We start from the raw sequence: 21,362 nt of genomic DNA on the forward strand, positions 1-21,362 counted from the left end.
GCTAAATTTGACGGACGCTTTCCTGGGGCATGGCGGAAGCCTCCTCGCTCGCAAGCTCACTGCGGGGTCTTCCACTCATGCTAAGGGCTAGGGCTCCCCTAGGAGTCGCCGTCAAATTCTTATTTACGATCTTTTTTGTATACACCATGCCGTTACCTTTATCAAATGTGATAGTTCATACGGGCGTTATCAGCGGGCGTGTCTTTACAGGACATGCCCATGATAGCGCCTTTTTCTTTGTCTGCTTGCTCATACTCATCTACAATTTCTTCATCTACTGTCTGTTTAGATGCACCTTGGTCTTGTGCGACAAAATTATCTCTCGTCGAATACGCTTTTTTCGTCCAAAAAAAAAACACTTCCAACGATTTTTCTTCGTGAAAGTGTCCTTTTGTTCTTATATTGTTCCAGATGGTTAAGTTATATCCTTATAATGCCGCGGTTACGACGCGTTTAATATCTTCATACACCCATGACCAGCATTGTGATTCGGCGATGTATTTTTGTTGAAGGCCACCGTATAGCGCTTTTTCAGCTGCTGCATAGTCTTCGTCTTCTTTTGGCGGAAGCTCAGCGCGACCATTCACGACTAATAATTGAAGCTCTGGTGCACGAGGACCCCATTTTGCGACAACCTCGCCAGCTTCATTTAATACTAAATAAATCGGAATCGCACGGCCACCATTTGTTAAATAGTTGTCGATTAAATCGGTATCTGCATCACGGAAAGCGGCGCGCATTTCGATACCAGCGGCCTCCGCAATTTTTAGCATGATCGGGTTGTTTAGCATCGCATCGCCGCACCAGTTTTCAGTGATTGCTAAAATTTTATGACCTGCTAAACGCTCCGCAAAGCCGTCATTCGGTACGTCGAACTGGTTATAAATTTTTTCAGTGCCTTCCTTTAAAAAAGGTACGTCCATTTGTGCAATATAGTCGTGCATTGGTAGTGCTTCGTCAAAATATTGTTGTTCAGTTTTCATGATAATTCCTCCCTTTTTCTTTATTGTGCCTGATAGCTGGGAACTTTTACAACTAGAAAACCTCAAGAACTAGACGATATGTAGAGTAGTGAGAATGAAAGAAGGTATAGGAATATGAAAACATGGTTGCTCGCACTTAGTATGATGATCGGCTGCTTTTTATTTTTAGAAATGCCGGCCGATGCCACCGAGAAAAAAACAAATCAAATTGCACAGCTGACGAGCAGCAAGGTGTATATTTACAAAAAAGCAGATGCGAAGGCATCAAAATCAAAGGCGGGGAGTCGCGCAAATCACTCGTATTATGTGCGCCGCGTGGACGGTACATTTTACCGTATCGAGCAGGGTTCTAAAACGATTGGCTGGGTTAAAAAAAGTAATCTAAAGCTGTATAACCGAAAAACGATTTCGGCGAAAAAGGACGTCAAATACATTATTGGCCTACAGAAGGCATATGCCATGCCACTCGCGCGTGACACAGAGGTAGTCTACGATTTGTCACAGTACGTCGCCAAAAAAATCACGATGGTCCAGTACGAAACCATTGGCACCGAAAATTGGTATAAAGGAAAAATGGGCGGTAAATACGTCTGGTTCCCAGAAGATTCGGTGACGATGTACGGCTATGCTGCGATGAATTTACATAAGGCATCCTCCATTTCAGCGAAGGAGATGCGCGCCTTTTTACTGACGAAGGGCAAGACGCCAGACAATATTTTGTATAAGCTGGCACCATCTTTTATTGAGGCACAAAAGGATACCGGCATTAACGCGCAGTTTATGTTTGCGCATGCCATTTTAGAAACAGGCTGGGGAAGCTCGGTCATTGCACAATATAAAAATAACTTCTTTGGCTACCAGGCGTATGATTCATGCCCGGTGACGTGTGCGATGTATTTTCCAAGTGGCACAAAGGGCTTAGATTACTACGCCTATAAAATCCATACGAATTATTTAGCGGAAAATGGCCTTTATTATAACGGTCCGTCTGCGCTCGCGATGAATGTACGCTATGCTTCAGACCGCGCCTGGGCTCAAAAAATCGCCAATCTTATGGAGCAAATGAAACCGTATAATGCTACTGAATATAAAAAGAAAAAAGCGGTGGCGATGACCCTTGCAGCGCCGAAGAACTATGCGCATATTATACCTGAGAAAAAGGAGCAGCCTGTGCATTTTAAAGCGATGCCAACGAATATGACCGCGACAACGAAGGAAATGACAACTGTCTATGCGCTGCCATACACGTACGCGCGCACACTTGGCACGTATGCGGCGAAAAAGAAAATCAAGCTCACAGCCTATCATAGTGATGTGCGCGATGTGGCGATTAGCACGACGAAAATGGCGCGCTGGTACCGCATTGACTATGACGGGACACAGGGCTGGGTGCGCAGTGATCATCTCACAACCAAAACACTTGGCTTTATTACCGAGACGACGACCGCGCATTCAAATGCTGGCTCAAACTATTCGACCGTCTCGAATGCACTCGCCTATTCACCGATTCAATTTGTGCTAAAGGACAATAAAAAGGTCACTAAAAGCGATAGTGCCAAGGCGAAATGGTATAAAGTGTACTTAACTTCAGCACCGAAAAAAGCGGTGTGGGTGAAATCAAACTATATTAAAACGTATTAATGCGGAGACAAAAAACGTGCGACTAGCACGTTTTTTTGTGCAAAATCGCCCCTCAGAGACCGAAAAACGACCCGAAATTGCGTTTTTTAGGAGGGCTTGCGATTCGTTTCATCGTATATATCATGCATTTTTAGTAATAAGTGACAGCTTTTATCATAGAGTTGTTACATGGCGCATATTATCAAATAAGCGCTGTGTCCAAACCCCACTTTTGGCGTTTTCGTTTTGTAGCGCAAAACGAAAATGTGTAAACAATTCCAATGATTTAACTAATATTGGTACACAAATAAATCATTTAGCATGGTATAGTGAAAGTAGATAAGTAAATGGAAGGTGGAAGTTTGATGAGAAATTATTTAAAACCGGCTGCGGCAACCTGTCTTGCGGCAACACTGATGACAGGTCCGCTAACATCGCCTTTACTGGCACAGGCAGCGACAGAGCAGGCTACAACGACAAAGGTGAGCTTTATCGCGCAGGCAAAATCTGCGAAGACACCAATCTATGACAAGGCTGGTGACAAAAAGGTAAAGACGCTTGCAGGGACAGCCTATACGAATGAAATGTTTTATGTGCGCACAAAAACGGTTGTAGCGGGCACGACGTATTATCAAATTACCCGTAGTGCATCGGATGCGGCGACAGCGATTGGCTGGGTGAAGGAGAAGAGTCTGAAGCTAGCTGCATTTAGCTATATGAAAAATGATGCCACCGCAAAAACATTAAATGGCACAGGCATCGCCTATACGCGACCAGGTGGCCAGGCACGTAATATGATGTTCAAAAATTTAAGTGCCTATAAAAATAAAACCTTTACGCCACAGTCTACCGCAAAAGTGGGCAATGAAATATGGTATTTAGGTAAGGTCGATACATATACAGTATGGATTAAAGCAGCGAGTGTGGGGACTGTCGAAGCATCGAAGCCAGAGGACAAGCCGGCTGTGAAGGCAGAGGCAGTGAGCTATGTGGCCAATGCGAAATCAGCGAAGACACCGATTTATAAAGAAGCGGGCGACAAAAAATCTTTGATGCTTGCGGGTACGACCTATACGAATGAAACGTTTTACGTGTATCAAAAAAAGGTCATCAATGATATGGCCTATTTTGAAATTACACGTAAAAAAGACGGCGAGGCAATTGGCTGGGTGAAGGAAAAGAGCCTGAAGCTACAAACGCTTAAAATCATGCCAAATAGTACGAAAACCTTCTATATAAAGGGTACAGGTAAGGGCTATACACGACCAGCCGGCGCCTCGCGTAATGTGCTGTACAAATCACTAGCAGCTTATAAAGACACATCATTTAAGCCAACCTCAAAGGTGAAAGTTGGTACGAAAAACTGGTATACAGCAAAAATTGGCGGCAATACAGTTTGGCTGAAGTCGAGTGATATCACAACGAAAAAGCCTGTGCCACCTACACCGGAGGAGCCGGATACGGTCGTTATTGTGGAGGAAGCCATTGAGGCAGTCGCAAGCATTACGAAAAGTACCGCAAAGGCCATCCCTTCATTAAAGCAGCCAACGAAAACCGTCGCCATTGATGCGGAAGATATCAATGTGACGCAGTTTATCGACAAAAAGGCGACGATTGATGATGCGGTGTACTATGAATTTGCGGATATTGGCTTTGTGGCAGAAGCGGATGTTAAAGTCGCAAGCTACACGAATGAGCAGAACCTAAACGATACACGCACATTCAAGGGGACAGGGCGTGGCTATTCAGTACCAGGTGCGAGCCGAGCAGGTGAAGCGGTGCTATCCACACTTTCGGCACTTGCCAATACAGACTTTAAAGTTGAGCGTTCGGCACTCGTAGATGGCAAGCTGTGGTATTACGGCAGTACCGTCAATGACGTAGACATCTGGACAGCTGCGACAAATACGACCGAAAAAAAAGCGCCAGAGCCCGTGAAGCCAACGTATACGAATGTAAATTTACAGGCGAGTATCGTTAGTGGCACCGTACCGATTTATGCGGATGTTGAAAATCTTGCGAGCGTACGCAATTTATCAGCCGCAGAAAAGGCACAGCGCTATGCGGCACTACGCAAGGCAGTGACAGCGGACGGGGCCGTATATTATGAACTGAGCTATAATGGCGAGGTGAGCGGCTGGGTTTCGGACAAGTATTTAACACTTGAGGAGGAGCCGACTGCCGAGGTAGCCTCGCTCTTTCTAACAGGACAGGGGAAGGCTTATAGTGAAGCGGATAATAAGGGCACGGTCATCTATAGCTCGCTTGATGCGTACCGTACAGAGGGGTTTATTCCAAAAACGTCCCGCACGATAAATAATGTCATCTATTATAACGGTACACTGGGCGGCAAGGCGGTATGGATTTCTTCTGCTCATTTAGCCAATCCCTTTTACGTCGAAAATCTACGGAAAACATCTACGATTACAAAGGCTGAAATGGAAGCCTATTTAGTAAAGAAAAAAGGGACAGCTATTCAATCGAATGCACTGTATAAAGCCATTCCGACGTTTTTAGCGGTGCAGGAGAAATACGGCATCAATGCGCAGTTTATGCTGGCGCATGCGATTTGGGAGACGGGCTGGGGTAGCTCGGAAATTCTGTATTATAAAAATAATGCCTTTGGCTACCAAGCCTATGACTCATGCGCAAAGACATGCGCCATTTACTTCCCGACGATGAATGACGGCGTCGAATACTATGCCGATCAAATCTATCATAAATATTTAAAAGACGGCGCCATTTACAATAATGGCACAACGCCAGCTGGCATGAACGTCAAATACGCGACCGATAAAAACTGGGGTGGCAGCATCGCGCGCTTAATGAATGAAATGAAGGCCTATGACCGCACGTATTACGACAAAAAGGCCGCGTCAACGAATGAACCGGCGCGCATTACTGCACAGTATGATCATATTATTCCGGCGAGTCAGCCACAGCCCGCATCATTCCGTACGATTACCGGCACAGCAACTGTGACGACAGCAACGAAGCTGTATAATATGCCATATGTCAATTCCACACGTGAAATGGCGACCGCTAAAGTAGGGGATACGCTGAATATCGTCGCGTATCACGAGGATGTGCGTGATACGAATGCATCGCGCTGGTTCCGCATTGATTATAACGGCATGCAGGCGTGGGTGCAGTCAGCAAATCTATCCATTCCGAGCATTGCATCGGCGGTGAAGGACAATACCGTTATTTGGAGCGAAGCGGGTACGCCAGCAGCACTGTCAATTGGTATATTAAGTAAAAATACACATATCAATATCATTTTAGATGAAAATGGCAAGGTGATTAAATCAAAAGATACATCTGGTGCGAGTTATATCAGTGTACAAGTGCCTAATTCTACAAAAGTTGGCTGGATTAAAGAAACAGAGCTACGCCTTTTCTAAAAAAACGCTTAAAAGAGATGTACGAGCAATCGTACATCTCTTTTTTTATTCCTATATCATAAGACTTAAAAAACGAGAATATATAAACTTAAAAGTAAAATTAAGTATAGATATACACTGTATTAGTAAATACCTAAAAATGGTAAAACTCGCTGTAAAGGTCTAAAGATATGCAATGAAGGCGAAGTAAAATAGTTCCTAAGACCTTTTATATTGTCCAATATATGTGATGTCGGGTAGAGCTAAAGTATATATTGATATCAAAAACGGTTCTAATCATCTATGAAACGTAGGACTAAATTAAGTATCAAAATGATATATTAAAACGCAGAGAGAAAAAATAAAGGTGGTAAAGAGAAGATGAAAAAATCTTGGAAGATAGTAGCGGCCATGGGGATGGCTACAACAATCATGACAGCACCAATGACAATAAACGGAACGAAAGACGTGCAGGTGGCGCAGGCAGCGACAAAAACGACAGCGATTACCTACATGGGACAAATTGATAATCCAAAAACGGCTATTTATGACGCGCCTGCCGGCAATAAATTCGATACAGTCGATACATTGTATTCAAAAAACAGCTTTTATGTGCATAAAAAGGCTGTCGTCAATGGCGTGACGTACTACCGTATTTCACGAAATGAGAACCCAACATTCGGTGCCATCGGCTGGGTGAAGGCCTCAACAATTAACGTAAAAAAAATGACGGAGCAAAAAAATGTCGTTAAAGCACACCCAATGAACGGGAAAGGCAATGCCTATTCCCGTCCAGATGGTGGCGAACGGAATAGTTGGCATTCATTAAAAGACTATAAAAATCGTCAATTTTATCCGCAGCGTACAGTAAAAGTAAGCACAGCGATATGGTATTACGGAAAAGTAGGCGCGCGTAATGTATGGATTTCAGCGGATAGCCTATCAGAAAAGGTCGATACAGCTGGTGCCACAACAGAGGCGACGAATGTCAGCTATATGGGGATGCTGCATAGCACAGCAAATGTGATCTACAAAACAGCTGGCGGCGCAAAGCTACAAACGGCCGGTACTCTGTATACAGAAAATAATTTCTACGTACATCAAAAGAAAATCGTCAATGGTGTGACGTATTACCGCATCTCACGTAATGAGCGCGCGAGCAGTGAAGCAGTTGGCTGGGTGAAATCCGCTGCGATTGAGCTTGCTTCATTAAAGGCACATGCGAATGTGACGGAAAACTTCAAGCTAACAGGGAAAGGCAATGCCTATTCACGCCCAGCAGGTGGCGAGCGCAACATCTGGCATTCACTAAAAACTTATAAAAATACAAACTTCCGTGCGAAAGAAACCGTCGAAGTAAACGGTGAGCTTTGGTACTACGGTACAGTTGGCGTACGCAATGTCTGGGTATCTGCAGCTAGTGTGACCGATTCAATCACGCAAACGGGCAATACAGCGACTACTAAAACAACCGCTGTTAGCTATGTAGGACAAGCGAAATCGGCGAAGACACCTATCTTCCGCGTTGCCGGGAAATCAAGTACCAAATTTTTAGCAGGTAAAAGCTATACAAATGAAACGTTCTATATATATAAGAAGAATGTCGTAAAAAATACGACCTATTACGAAATTCGCCGCAGCCAATCAGGTGATATCATTGGCTGGGTAAAAGATAAGAGCCTAACCAAGCAAACGCTGAAGTTCACGATCAATACGAAGGACAGCTTTACAATTGACGGGACAGGGAAGGGCTATACACGACCAAACGGGAAATCACGCAATATCCTGTACACAACGATGAAGCCCTTCGCAGGTGATACGTTCAAGCCAACATCAACAGCCATTATTGGCAACGACACATGGTATGTTGGACAGCTTGGCACAAAAACAGGCTGGGTAAAAGCCTCACAAGTAACAAAAACAAAGTAAGCGATTTAAAAGCATCTCCCTGTGTAAATAGGGGGATGCTTTTTTGTGATTTTAGGTAGCAAGAAAGTCCCTGAATGCGATTTACTAGGTAAATCGCCTGATTCGACAAAATCCGATAGATGCGAATATTCTTATAAATAATGGAATAGGTAGTTGATTAGAATGTAATAATTAGAACATTACACTAGTAATAAATGTTAAAATATGTAAAAGAATGTTGATATTAACCAAAAGAAATTCACTATATAATAGGAAGAAATGCCATATCGATTGGTGGTCATTTATAGATCGATTGTTACAAAATCATAGAAATCACTTAAAATAGACAATTCTGTGACATGAAAGGACTTAAAAACAATACTTTGGAATTAAACAATCATATTTAATATCACTTTTATGATGAAAATAATAAGTATCTATTCTATACAAGGTTTATAAGAGTAAGAATTTGATTTTGTTATTAATATAGTGATATCTTCCTTGTTAAGTAGAATTATTTGGTAGAAAAAAAGGTGGAAATTCTCCTACGATTGGACGATAATTAGGCTAAGCATGATTAGTTGATACACTTTTCGCAGGAAGCGAGATGACTAATCATATCTAATTAAGGGAGGATTTTCATTCATGGGAAAACACAAAATCATTAAATCTGCAGCAGCAGTAGCACTTACTGCATCTGTAGTAGCAACAGCAGCACCAGGCGCATCAGCTGCTTCATACAAAACAAACGCTAAGGATCAACTAGTACACACTTCTACAGGTAAACTAGTGAAAGGCTGGAAAGTATTCGGCGGAAAACTTTACAAAAACGGTAAATTAGCTCCAGCTAAAAAATACAAAATCATCGGTACTGGCGCAGCTCAAAAATTATTCTACGGCCCAACACTGAAAAAAGGCTACAAAACGGCTAGCAGCAAAACTTTACTATTCAAAGATGGTAAATTAGCAGATGGTTGGAAACAAGCTGGTAAAGGCGAACGTCTATACAAAAACGGTAAACTTGATAAAGGTTACACAGTTTACACGAACGTTGAAGGCGACAAATTCCTTTACCAAAACGGTAAACTTAAAAAAGGCCAAAAAACTGCTAACCGCGGTGGCGAAACATTATTATTCGTTGATGGTAAACTTGCAAAAGGCTACGTATTACACGAAGCTTCTAAAACATTATTCAACAACGGTAAAGTTGCTGAAGGTTTAGTAAAATACCCAGAAACAGACGGTAAATTCTACAACGACGGTAAACTTGCAAACGGTGAAATCAACGGTGCTGAGTACAAAGACGGCGTACTTGTAGCGAAAGACATCGCTTCAGTAAAAGCTATTAACGGTACAACTGTTGAAGTAACATTCAAAGAAGCTCAAAAAGCTGACGATGTTAAAGCTGCAGATTACAAAATCGAAGGCTTAGAAGTTAAAAACGCAGCAGTTAAACAAACTGACTCTAAAGTTGTAGTATTAACTACTTCAGCTCAAGAAGCTGCTAAAGAATACACATTAGTGTACAAAGAAGCGGATACAAAAACATTCACTGGCGTATCTGCAGTAATCCCAACAGGTATCGCTCTTACTAAAGCATCTCAACAAGGTGTAATTGGTAAAGAAGTAACTGTAGAAGCACAAGTTAAAGTTGCAGAAGGTCAATCTAAAGCAGGTATCCCTGTAACAATCGTAGTTGATAGCAACAAAGATTCAAACGGTGGTTCTTCTGAGAACAACATCGCAAAAGATTACAAAGTAGAAGTTTACACTGATGAAAACGGTGTAGCTAAATACTCTTACACTCAATACGCTTCAAACTCAGAAGATACTGTTTACGCTTACCCAACTGGTGACGCTTCAGTTAAATCTGTAGCTGGTAAAGTATACTGGGGTCAAGAAGCTCGTTTATCATTAGAACAAGTAACAACTGGTTCTACATTTGCTAACGATTCTAAAGTAGTATATAAAGTTAAAACTACTGAAGATGTTTCTGCTGTATACGTAGCATACAAAGAAAACGTTGATGTAACTCCTGAAAAAGTTGTAAGTGGCGTACAAGTAGTAGATACAAACGTAACAAGCGACTCTTCAAAATATCCTTCACAATTAACAACAGGTGCTGTTAAATTCGTAAAAGTTCTTGTTAACGCTAAAGGTGAAGCAACATTCACTTTACAAGGTACTGAAGCATCAGTTACTCCTATCGTATTCGTAGATGGTACTGACGGCAACCTTAAAGATGGATTAAAGAAATTAGGTGCTACTGAATTACAAGCTACAACTTCAGCTATCACATTCACAAAATCATTCTCTAACCAATTTGCAGTAGTTGGTGAAAAATCTGCAAATGCAGCAACAATCAAAGCTGGTACAGTAGTAGAAAATAAAACTGCTGGTACTGACTTCGGTGGTCGTGACTTCACAGTTACAGTAACTGATAAAGATGGTAATCTTGCTAAAGCTGGTACAGTAGTAAACGTTGGCTTCAAAGATGGTGATTTCTCTACAGAAGCTGGTAAAGCAATCTACGCTCAAAATATTAAAGGCGAATTTGTAAAAGTTACAAAAGCAAATGCTCAAACAGCAGGTACATTCCAAGCAACTGTTGGTAAAGACGGTAAAGCAACATTCCGCATTATCGGTGAAAAAGATGCATTCGCTAAACCAACTGTATTCTTCGACAATGGTCAAGGTAATGCAACTAAAGCTGGTCAATTAGATGATACAGATTTACAAACTACTGTAGCTGAATACACTTACTTCGGTACAGCAGAAGTGACTAATGCGTCATTAAAAACTAATGCAGCAGTAAACGGCAAAGTATCTACAGATGCTACAGCGAAATTCACTTACCAAGCATTAGATCAAAATGATAAACCATACACTACAAATCCTGCACAATACACGGCTACATTCCAAGTAACTGCAACAGATACAGATGTGACAGTTGTAGGTAAAGGTGAAGTAAAAGCTGGTCAAACTCGTTCATTCCAAGTAACAGCTACTACAGCCAGTGAAGCAGTATTAGAAATCACTTCTGTTAAAGCTGGTACAGTAGAAGTTCAAGCTTCAGCATCTCAATCTTCATTACCAAACCAAACAGCTAAAGTAGAGTTCACAAAAGCATTAACTGCTCAGGAACAAGCTGTAGCAACAATCAATGCCCTAAACGGTCAAGCAACTCTTGCTGTATATAATGCTGCAGGTATTATCGGTGTAACATCAACTAACCTTGCAAATGTTCAAGGTGCCGTTCAATTAGCAAAAGCACAAAAAGGTACAGATTTACTTGCTAAAGAAATCCAAGCAGCAGTAACTGCAGCTGTTCCTACTGATGTAAAAGCAGCAGAAGTAGAGACTGCATTAAAAGATGCACAAAAATTAGTAGATGCAATTCCAACATATGTTGCTAACCCATCAAACTTAGAAGCAGTAGAAAAAGCAATTGCAGATGCAGAAGCAGCAATCGCTGATGTAAAAGCACTTGACAATGCTGTAACAGAAGCACCTAGTGCTACAGCATTAAATGTTAAAGCAATCGGTACACAAAAATTAGTTACAGCAAAAACTGCAATCGCAGGAGTTAAAGCAGCGACTGCATTAACAGATGCACAAGCAGCAGTAGATGCAATTCCAGCATTAGCAGGCGATAAATCAAACTTAGCAGCAGTAAAAACAGCAGTAGCAAAAGCAGAAAAAGCAATTGCAGATGCTAAAGCACTTGATAATGCTGTAACAGAAGCACCTGGTGCTACAGCATTAAATGTTAAAGCAATCGGTACACAAAAATTAGCTACAGCAAAAACTGCAATCGCTGATGCAGAAGCAATTGCATTCTTAGAAAACGCAGATGTAAAAGCAGCAGGTTTAATTGCAGTAACATCAGTAATTCCACGTGATGAAGCTACTCAAGCGCTATTAGATAAAGCATTCGCAGAATATAAAAAATTATCTACTGAAGCTAAAGCATCAACTGAAACAGCTACTTGGGATTTAGCAACAGCAACTCCAACAACAGCTCCAACAGTTGCACAAGTATTTGCACACTTAAAAGATTTAAATGATGCTTTAAAATAATCCAACCCATACCTCTCTTATGGATGGAACGGAAATAAAATGACGTAGTCTTTTTCCCCTAATTCTCGTAGTTAGGGGTTTTTCTTTTGTCTTAAACTCGATTTCAAACATATATTATTACTTTGAATACAATCGTAGCCTATTCCTTAACGGGAATGGGCTTTTTACATTGGAAGAGATAGTGTGAGTGTCGTTTAAAGATTGCAGAAGGTGTTGTGTGAGCGTTTGGAAATCTGTGTTACGCAGGAGGAAATCGCAATTGAGAGTGTTCAACTCTACGCTGACGAGATGGATGAAAGACTTGTGCCACCTGAAATGTTGAAAGGAGTGACAGAGCCGATTCAGGCAGAACTGGCGAGTTACAGAAATGAACATGGTGTCGAGTACCTATTCATTCGACTTGAAATCGGCAAGGAAGCACCGTTAGAAATTTTGATGATTGATGATGAAATATTGGACGGAAATATAACATTAATAAATGAAAACTCACCTAAAAAGTAATGGTTTAAAAATTAGTTGAAGTACTTTTGATGGAAGACATCGGAATGTGCTAAAAGGCTAGCGTGACAATATTTAAATAAAGCAACGAACGGAGGAAAAAGTGATGAATAAGAAATTTCACAGAATCATTGTTGATGGTGAGACATATTACAGAGAAATAGATTCACTGAAGTTGTTAGACTGATAATATATGCCATATATTTTACATTGATTTTTTTATTTACATGCTAAAAAACTTCCAAAGTCAATCTCTTTGGAAGTTTTTCTTTTCCTGCTATTACAAATTCATCAAGTCAAAAAAGCTTGATAAGTTCATATCATTCGAAATTTTATCGAAGAAGATGGAGTAGTAGATGACTACGTACACAAGGGTTGTGATAATCGTGATAAGGAAGCTGATGAAGGCGTCTTTTGTTGGATGCTTCATAAAGTAATGGCTTGCTAGGAAAAGTGGTACGAGGTAAACGAATACAAGAGCGATTAGGGCGTAAAGCAAGAATGCGAATGCCACGCTGTTCAGTAGTAATAAAACGAGTGTTACGAGGAATGCGACGTTTAATACATTGTTGAATGCGCCTAATTGTGCAATTCCTTGTTTCATGTTTTCCATTGTACCGAGCTTGCGGCTTAGTAATAAAATAATGGCGATTAATAGGACGTAGAAGATGCCGAGGTATAGGAAAACGCGAATGAATGTACCGATGCCTAATAGGCCAGAGCCGCTAACTGCGCCGTTTGAGAATGCGTTCGCGAAGCCGTAAAGACTGTTAATCATTTTATTCGCAAAGATGACTGGAATAAGTGCGTAAAGAATAAGTGAAATGATGGTTGAGATAAGTCCGAAATTGAAATAACGGATATCGCCCATTTTGCTTGGGTGCTTCAAGGTTTCGACGAAGTAGTGCCAGTAGTTCCCTGAGTGCTGCTTCAAGGATTCCATTGTGATGTTCGGTTTCTTGGATTGCTTTGGCTGTGCGTGATGTACGTTTTCTGTAGTAGGTGGTGGTGTCACCGGCTGTGCTTCAGGCTGCACAGGTTCTTTTTTTACTTCCTTAGCTTGTGCGAGTGGTGCACCACAGCCACCGCAAAAGTTACTGGCGGGTTGTTCTAGCCCGCATTTCGTACAGGTAATCATTACATACACTCCTTAGATTCGCGAAGTCATCATGAGCGATGACTTCGCTGTTTTTTTATGTGCGTGTCATGTGATAGAGAACGATTTACACACACACTACTCTAACTATAAGCTAAAATTTATCCTTTATGTCTATTTTTAACAAAAAAAGAAGAATTTTAATTATAAAAGGTAGGTAATTATTAAATTTTGCTTTTTTATTGAGAAGATGACTTTTCATTATTTAACCTGTTTTTAACCTTTTTGACCTATATTTAATATAAAAAGTGAATCGGAGGATTTATATGAAAAAAAGGTTAATTGCATCTTTGGTAATGTCTATTAGCTTGGGTGGATTAGGTATCGCAAATAATGCTTCTGCTAAGACGCTTGATAAGGATGGGCTGTTAAAGACGAATAAGGGCAAGGTTGTGATGGGGTATCACGTATTTGAGGGCAAGCTTTATAAAAATGGCCGCCTGAGTAAGGGCTATGCGGTAATTGGGAAGGGTGCGAAGGCGAAGCTCTATTATAATGGCTCACTGAAAAAGGGCTATAAGACAGCTCAGAAAAAGACGCTGTTATTTAAAGATGGTGTGCTTGTAAAGGGCTATAAGCAAGCGGGTAAAGGAGCTCGACTGTATAAAAATGGTCGATTAGCTACTGGCTATCGTGTGCATAAGGCAGCAGATGGAACGACGTATTTGTATCAACATGGTGTGTTGAAAAAAGGGTATAAAAAAGCAACTCGAAATGATGAAGTGACTTTATTTTTAGATGGACATGTGGCACAAGGATTCGCTGAATTTCAAAAACGTCTTTATGAGAATGGAAAATTGAATTCAGGGATGAAGGAATATAAGAATATTTTATATAAAGACAGTGAACCTTTTACAGGAATATATAGTTATTTGAAGTACAACAATGGAGAATTAACAACGAATGATGCGCAGGCTATTACATTATCTAAATTATTGGAGCAGGTTGATGTGACATATAACAAGTATAATCAATCGCTCGGTACGATTAGTAGTTATTATACGTTCAATCAACTTTTAAATGAAAAATATAAACCGTATTTACTCCAGGCAAAATTAGACGATGTAAAAATACCAAGAGTGGCTAGTGATGATTATTATGGAGCGTTAAATAAATTCCAAAAGCTTCTTGAAGATAATTTTACGCAGCAGGAATTTAATGTGGCACTCATTGATTATGTGAGTCATTTAGAGGCATTAACTCAACAAGAATTATCGTTATTCAGCCAATTAACAACTGAAGGAGCAACACTTGTAAAAAGCGCTGCATCATCAAAAAATACACTTTCACTAGAGAGTCTCGCAATGGTCTATAAAACAACACAGTCACTAGAGGAAGCTAAAAATGAATATTTAAATCATATTCAAGTTGCTATTTTGAACGATAGTGTGAATTTACCTCAATATACTTTTGAGCCTAAGAAAAAAGGCGCAAAAGCATTGACGCATTTTTTTACAGAAGTAAATCCTATAAATGGTAATAGTTCTATGATAGTTGTAGCAGGAAAAGTTCCTTCTGATCCGAATAATAATTCAGTAACGGGGTCTTATGTATATCCATCTAGTGTACTAATGACAACGAATCAAGACACGACGAATTCAGGCAATAAATTAATACCGGAAAATCAATTATCAAATATAATGTCGCATTTGTCTTCACCAATGCTTACGAATTTAAATATGAGTGAGAGTGGGAATCAAGCAGTTCTCCAAAATTTTGGTATTACTTTTTTAAATAAACAGCAAGCTCTACTACCTGCGCTTTCGGAAAAGATACAGATCCCGATTTCAATTAATGAAGTAAAGACGCATGCTCTTATTGATGCGATACCATCTCTTTTTTATGTGGATAGTGAAGAAAAAGCGATTGAAAAAATCGAAATGGCTTTAAAATCCAATATATTATTTAATGGAGTAAATATTTCTGTTGTAAAGCAAAAAGATGGTGAATATAAGGTATTCGTCTTCCAAAGAACACCGATTTTATTTGTTTTTGAAAAAACTGTAGTGGTACAAGTGGATAAAAAGATGGAGGCGTTAGAAGAGATTGTGAATGCATTACCTACTGCATTTCCAGATTCTAATCCACAAAAAATAGAAGATTCCCTCAAAAAAATGCTTCAGGGAACGCAAGTAGAAGTAAATATAACGGAAATTTTAGACAATAGATTTGCATATCAAGGTCGTTATTCACTAGATGGCAAAGTCACCTACCGAACTTTATCAATACCTCCAAAAGTACCTTTAGCTTTTATTGCAAGTGTAATGAGTCAGAATATGCATGTAGATGTTGAGAATAAGGAGAATTTGGTATCGAAAATTAAAGAAGAACTAACAAATCGACTTAAACCATTTTCTGGCGATTCGTCAGTGGAATATGAAATAATTCAACAAGATGAACATCAGTATAAAATGATTGTATCAAGAGGAGAAGAAAAAGAAGAAAGATTACTCTCTGTCACGTATTCTATTGGTTCAAATGATGGTTCTTCTATAGTGATTGGTGAGAATTCTTTTACTGTCCCTATTCCCAAACTAACTCCAGAACAAATGGAAAAGCTAAGCCGTTTAATGAGAGCAGAAGCTATAAAGGATGCTCTTAATAATATTCCTCATAAGGTGGTTTTAAAAAATAAGGATGGAAAAGAGCAACAGTTAAGAGAAATATTGCAGCCGTATTTGAGAGATTTAGCTTTTTCTATCAATGAAATCAATGAAAATTCATTTAGGATTTCCATAATAGATGACTTACAGATTCACAGAAGAGATGTCGGTGTTGAGTATAATTTGGCATTAGGAATTTTAGAAGAAGCTTCAACTAAAATTAGCGGTCGATATGAAGTTCTAGAAAACACTGATGCAAACTTGATCGTGAAAGATATGATTGAACGAGAAATCCAAAATGAAAAAATAGCAATATCAGTCAATGGACAGTTTGTCACGATTTCTTTAGATGGAGAGCAGATTCAAAAAGAAATTAATATCACAGTTAAGCCAGATGTAGATAAAGTGGCGCTTGAGGCTGCACTTAGTAAGGTGAAGGGGAGCTATTCCTTTGCATATGACACAAGCTCACTAACTGCAGCTGTGAAAAATGCGATTGAGCAGGCGATTTCAGATGCGACAATTAGTGTTTCTGTGGCGAGTGATTACACAGTGACATTAACTCGAAATGGCAAGGCCGTAACAAAAACTGTTTCTGTGACACGTGAGGATAAGCCATATGTGCCAGAAACTGTAACAGCTGGTACGGTTCAGCAGGCGGCATCGCAAATTCAGCTACCAGCAGAAATGGTGCTACCGGCAAATGCTTATACACAAGCACAGCAGCGCGCGTTACTACTTGCGGAGGCGAAAAAGAAATTAGGCAGTAACTATAGTGTTACCATCAAGTCATTTAAATTTGTACAGCCTGTAAGTGCATTAAGTAAGGTAAAGGCGAAGGTGGCAGAAAGCGAAGAGCCACAATATCTGACAGTAGCTGTGACGTTTGATGTTTCGCGTAGTGGCTATACAGCAACAACAAGTGAGCTTCAGACGAAATTTTTAGTGACAGATGAAATGAAGGAAGCGGCATTTGCGGCTATTCAACAAGCCATGAAGCAACCACATACTGACTTTACAAAGGTGCACCCAGGTCTTCAAATGATGCTCGATGTAGCAGGGATTTTTGAGCTAGATTTAGATAGCTATGAGGAAATTCAGTACCCAACTTATATCGGAGAGTTTCGTTTGAATGATTTTATTGGAGCTGGAATTGAAGGATTTACATCACGCTTTAATGAGTTTGCGGTGACTCAAAAGAGTAATGAGGATGCTTTAGTGGAAGGAGTACAGTCTATAGTGGATGGAACGAGTAGCTACTCATTGTATGAAGTGTATGGCTGGTTTGCGAATAATTTTAGCTATTCATTAATGGATGAGAATGCTGATGAACCATTTGCTTTAAGTAATGAAGAAGTAAGTGCCTTAATTATGAAAAAGATTGGACAGAAGGATATCACAATACCGGTGTTAATTGAAGCTTATTTAGCTGCACAGCCAGGCGCTGAGGAAGCATCAGCGTTTATTAAAGAAAAAGAGGCGGCATTCAAGACGCTCACTGATAAATCGCAGCTTATTGATTTCTATAAGCAAATTAATGAATTGTCTTTAGATGCAAAATGGTTACTAAAGGATGAAGCTTTAGATTTACGTTATGATCAAACATTAGCGAATAGCTGGGTACAGATTTGGTTGCATGAATTTTTCTTAAATGATTTAAATGATGTTGAATATGAAGAGGCACTTTTAGACCTTGCGGATGAGAATGGCGGAACAAAGCTACCGGGCCAATATCCGAAGCACATCAATAAGGATATCTATGTACCATTATTACGAGATGCTGTAGCAGCTTTAACACCAGATGAACGTGACATGCTCGAGGTAGAGCTACAACGCACAGGCTATGGCAGTATTGAGTATTATTTAGCATTGTTTGCAGATATTCAGTAATAAAAAGAATCGCTTCGGCGGTTCTTTTTTTATTTCCCCAAAACTACCAATATCTCCCGCATTTCATCCGATATACCTTATAGAAAGAGGTGTTTGTAAATGAATTACAAAGGGATGATGGGGCTTGCTGGAATGCTTATGCTAGCTCCGATTATGGCGAGTGTACCGGCGGAGGCGAAGGTTGTATCAAAGGCGGATGTCGTGACGTCGAAGGCTACGCTCATTGAGGCAATGCGGGCGAAGCTGTTAGCGGGTGAGACGGATTTTACGATTGATTTCCAGCTGACGTTACCGGACGGAGAAATAGAAGCGTTGTTTGACGATATTCTCGCGCAGGATGAATATTTGCATTATGCGGTAGTGAATGAGGCCATTACGGTCGGGGAGCATTCGCTGCATGTAACGCTACAGTTTATTCATTCGATGGAGGACGAGGCGAAGCTTACAGAAGCGGTGCCAGTGCTCGCTAGCCAGATTTTTAGACCGGGGATGTACGATATTGAAAAGCTACAGGCGCTGCAAAATTATATGGCGGCGAATTATACATATGGGGAAAATGCACAGTCACCTTATGCGCTTATAAAGGACAAAAAGGCGGATGATTTGGCGCATGCGCTGCTTGTAAATCGACTGCTTGCAGAGACTGGGATTGAATCAGAGCTACGCCGCGGCTATACGGGCTTTGGCGAGCGACATATTTGGAATGTCGTCCATGTCGGTGGTGCTTGGTATAACCTTGATGTGCTGTACCGCGATGTGGATTACAACTTGAATCAGCGCCAAACGGGTTGGTTCCTTGTGTCAGATGAGACGCTTGAGAAATCGGGTACACGTTCACTTGATGAGGAGCAGCGACCGAGTGCGGCAACGGATTTATATGCGGGGCTACACGCACTGTCCTATACGACGGTGCATGAGTTAGCGGATTTACGGACGGAGCGCTTTGTCGTCGAGCCACTTTATGCGAAGCGCCAGCTATTTTATGTGAATGACGAGCAGGCACTTGTTGTGAGTAATCAGCAGACAGTGAAAAAGCTGTCTGATGGGCCGGCCTTTGAGCTGACTTATGCGGACGGAGCAATGTATTTCTTAAATGATGAACTGCTATTATATCGTTATGATTTGGCGACGAAAACGCTGAAGCAGCTACTCGATAAGCCGGCGAATGACATTGCTATCGAGGGTGCGGAGCTGCTCGCGTATGATCGCTCAAAAATCGTCCTGCGCGTGCCGATTACAGAGCGCGCTGAGCAGATGACGACGCTTGCTAATACGCTGACGGATGATGCGCTGGATGCGGATTTTGTGAAGCTTGCGGACCAGTTTCTAGCAGCGTATGCGCATATGTCATTGACGGAAAAGGCACTGATTTCTGCAGACACAGAGGAGAAAATTGAGCTTGTGAAAAATCAACTGCTGGAGCAATCTGCTTTTGCGGAGCTACTAAGTGAGACACCTGCATATAGCGCGCAAAAGGTGACGGCGAATGCACTGAAGACGTGGACAGTGACGCTGTCAGCAAGGCTTGAGGAGAGCGCTATGAATGAATCGAAGGTTGTTATTTACGATATGTTAGGCAATGAGGTCGAGTCACAGGTGTCGATTGATGGGAAGAAAATTCGTGTGACACCGCTTCAGCCCTACAGCGAGGATATTCCGTATACGTTATACACCAAAAAAGAACTGAAAAGCGTGAGTGGCAAGGAACTAAAAAATGACCTCTATGTGTCCTTTAGATTGGAGCTGTAATGCGTATGAAAAAATGGATCATGGGTGTGGTGCTGGCCTCTAGCTTATGCCTATTATCAGAGCCGGCGAGCGCGGCATCATCAGAGTATGTCATCGAAACAACAAAAATGGCGGCGCTGCAAAAGCGTTATTCGTTTAAAAAAATCGATAAAATCACCGGGCAGTCGATTTATAAAATTCGTGTCACAAAAGAGGTCGCGAAAAAGCTTCAGCGAGATAAGCGCGTCCAAGAGCTGACGAAAAATCGCGCAGTAAAGGTTCCGCCGACAGAAGCGGGTGTGACGGTGAAGTCAATCTCGGGTAACTGGGGGCTTGCGGATATGCAGTTTCCAGCGGCCAATCCGTTTTTAGCACAGGTGGAGGTTGCCATTATCGATAGTGGTGTCGATACAGATCATCCACTTATCGCGAGCCAGCTCGTGAACAGCTATGCGACGGATGGCTTTACGTCGGTCGAGGATGAAAACGGGCATGGCACGCATGTGGCGGGCATTGTCGCAGAGGGCACGCCGAATATTCGCATTGTGCCAATTCGCGTGCTCGATAAGTATGGGGATGGTGATATTTACAATGTTGTTGAGGGCATTTATTATGCCATTGAGCAGCAGGTGGATGTTATTAATATGAGCCTCGGTATTGGCGAAGAGCCGGATGATGTGCTGGCGGAGGCACTAACGGACGCGGCGGAGGCCGGAATTATGATGACGGCAGCGGCAGGTAATGACTATGCCGATTATATCGAATATCCGGCATCTGCGCCGGATGTATATGGTGTGGGTGCCTATAATTCATCCGGGCAGCGCGCACGTTTTTCACATACAGGTGAGGGGCTTGATTTCATGGGGCCTGGCTATGCGGTACAAAGTGCAAGGCTTGGCGGCGGCTACCGTACGATGAATGGCACGAGTATGGCGACGCCCTTTATTTCAAAGGCTTTGGCACTCGCAAAATCTGCGAATCCAGCGCTTCAAAAGAAAGAGCTTGAGACTTTGGCACTTGCGGCGGCTGAGCCCATTGCGGGTACGACATTTTTAGAAGCTGGTCATGGCAAAATTAATATGGATAAGCTCATGAAAGGCGCCTATGCGACGGATGCGACGGTGCGCTATATGACACCAAAAACGTCGACCGATGCACAGAAGAAATGGACCATTACCTTGTCAGGAGCCATTGAAAATACTACTTCGAATTTCGCTAAGGTGACCGTTGTAAGTGATACTGGAGTAGCGCAAAACGTGACCGTGCAGGCGGGATCGAATGCGAAAAAAATCGACGTTCTAGCACCGGCTAGTGGCTATGCGAATGGCATCTATTATTTACATGTGGCGAGTGGCCTAAAAGCGCAGTCAGGGAAGGTATTAAAGCAATCGACCATTAATCAATTTACGATTAACTAAGAAACTTACTAAGTGTCGTATTTGTTCTTTAAGGAATTCGGCGCTTTTTTGATACTTTTTGTGATGACTATTTGATAAAAATAATAATAATTTAT

At 41.3% G+C, this 21,362-nt stretch carries 11 protein-coding genes; 8 read left to right on the forward strand and 3 right to left on the reverse strand.

Going from position 1 to position 21,362, the window contains the following annotated elements; all coding sequences use genetic code 11:
- Window positions 1-161: 161 nt before the first annotated feature.
- Together ACFSY7_RS04505 and ACFSY7_RS04510 are read right to left on the reverse strand one after the other, a co-directional pair.
- Window positions 162-359, reverse strand: coding sequence for a hypothetical protein (locus tag ACFSY7_RS04505; RefSeq protein WP_380146992.1), 198 nt, complete (start codon window positions 357-359; stop codon window positions 162-164).
- A gap of 69 nt (window positions 360-428) precedes the next feature.
- Entirely contained in the window at window positions 429-983 is a 555-nt protein-coding gene (locus tag ACFSY7_RS04510) for a thioredoxin family protein (RefSeq protein ID WP_380146993.1), read from the reverse strand.
- Between the two features lie 114 nt (window positions 984-1,097).
- On the opposite strand from ACFSY7_RS04510, the gene ACFSY7_RS04515 reads away from it, so the two are divergent.
- The 5 genes from ACFSY7_RS04515 to ACFSY7_RS04535 all read left to right on the forward strand — a co-directional run bounded on the left by ACFSY7_RS04515 (window position 1,098) and on the right by ACFSY7_RS04535 (window position 12,475).
- Window positions 1,098-2,624 carry a glucosaminidase domain-containing protein gene (locus ACFSY7_RS04515; protein ID WP_380146994.1) on the forward strand — a complete coding sequence of 509 codons (1,527 nt, stop codon included), beginning with the start codon at window positions 1,098-1,100 and terminating at the stop codon, window positions 2,622-2,624.
- Window positions 2,625-2,968: 344 nt separating this feature from the next.
- Entirely contained in the window at window positions 2,969-6,007 is a 3,039-nt protein-coding gene (locus ACFSY7_RS04520) for a glucosaminidase domain-containing protein (RefSeq protein ID WP_380146995.1), read from the forward strand.
- A gap of 360 nt (window positions 6,008-6,367) precedes the next feature.
- A complete protein-coding gene (locus ACFSY7_RS04525; RefSeq protein WP_380146996.1) occupies window positions 6,368-7,915 on the forward strand; it encodes a GW dipeptide domain-containing protein in 1,548 nt (515 codons plus the stop codon).
- Window positions 7,916-8,539: 624 nt separating this feature from the next.
- Window positions 8,540-11,974 (forward strand): hypothetical protein, encoded by a 3,435-nt coding sequence (locus tag ACFSY7_RS04530; protein ID WP_380146997.1) that lies wholly within the window; start codon window positions 8,540-8,542, stop codon window positions 11,972-11,974.
- Window positions 11,975-12,199: 225 nt separating this feature from the next.
- A complete protein-coding gene (locus tag ACFSY7_RS04535; protein ID WP_380146998.1) occupies window positions 12,200-12,475 on the forward strand; it encodes a hypothetical protein in 276 nt (91 codons plus the stop codon).
- A 277-nt stretch (window positions 12,476-12,752) separates the two neighbouring features.
- Here ACFSY7_RS04535 and ACFSY7_RS04540 read toward each other — a convergent pair whose 3' ends face one another.
- Window positions 12,753-13,610, reverse strand: coding sequence for a hypothetical protein (locus ACFSY7_RS04540; protein WP_380146999.1), 858 nt, complete (start codon window positions 13,608-13,610; stop codon window positions 12,753-12,755).
- 314 nt (window positions 13,611-13,924) lie between these two features.
- Here ACFSY7_RS04540 and ACFSY7_RS04545 point away from each other — a divergent pair, with 314 nt between their 5' ends.
- The 3 genes from ACFSY7_RS04545 to ACFSY7_RS04555 all read left to right on the forward strand — a co-directional run bounded on the left by ACFSY7_RS04545 (window position 13,925) and on the right by ACFSY7_RS04555 (window position 21,267).
- Window positions 13,925-18,121 carry a hypothetical protein gene (locus tag ACFSY7_RS04545; RefSeq protein WP_380147000.1) on the forward strand — a complete coding sequence of 1,399 codons (4,197 nt, stop codon included), beginning with the start codon at window positions 13,925-13,927 and terminating at the stop codon, window positions 18,119-18,121.
- A gap of 99 nt (window positions 18,122-18,220) precedes the next feature.
- Window positions 18,221-19,870 (forward strand): Ig-like domain-containing protein, encoded by a 1,650-nt coding sequence (locus ACFSY7_RS04550; RefSeq protein ID WP_380147001.1) that lies wholly within the window; start codon window positions 18,221-18,223, stop codon window positions 19,868-19,870.
- Window positions 19,871-19,875: 5 nt separating this feature from the next.
- A complete protein-coding gene (locus tag ACFSY7_RS04555; RefSeq protein ID WP_380147003.1) occupies window positions 19,876-21,267 on the forward strand; it encodes a S8 family peptidase in 1,392 nt (463 codons plus the stop codon).
- Window positions 21,268-21,362: the final 95 nt, after the last annotated feature.

The organism is Kurthia populi (genome assembly GCF_042686175.1).
In the GTDB taxonomy this organism is placed as follows: Bacteria; Bacillota; Bacilli; order Bacillales_A; family Planococcaceae; genus Kurthia; species Kurthia populi.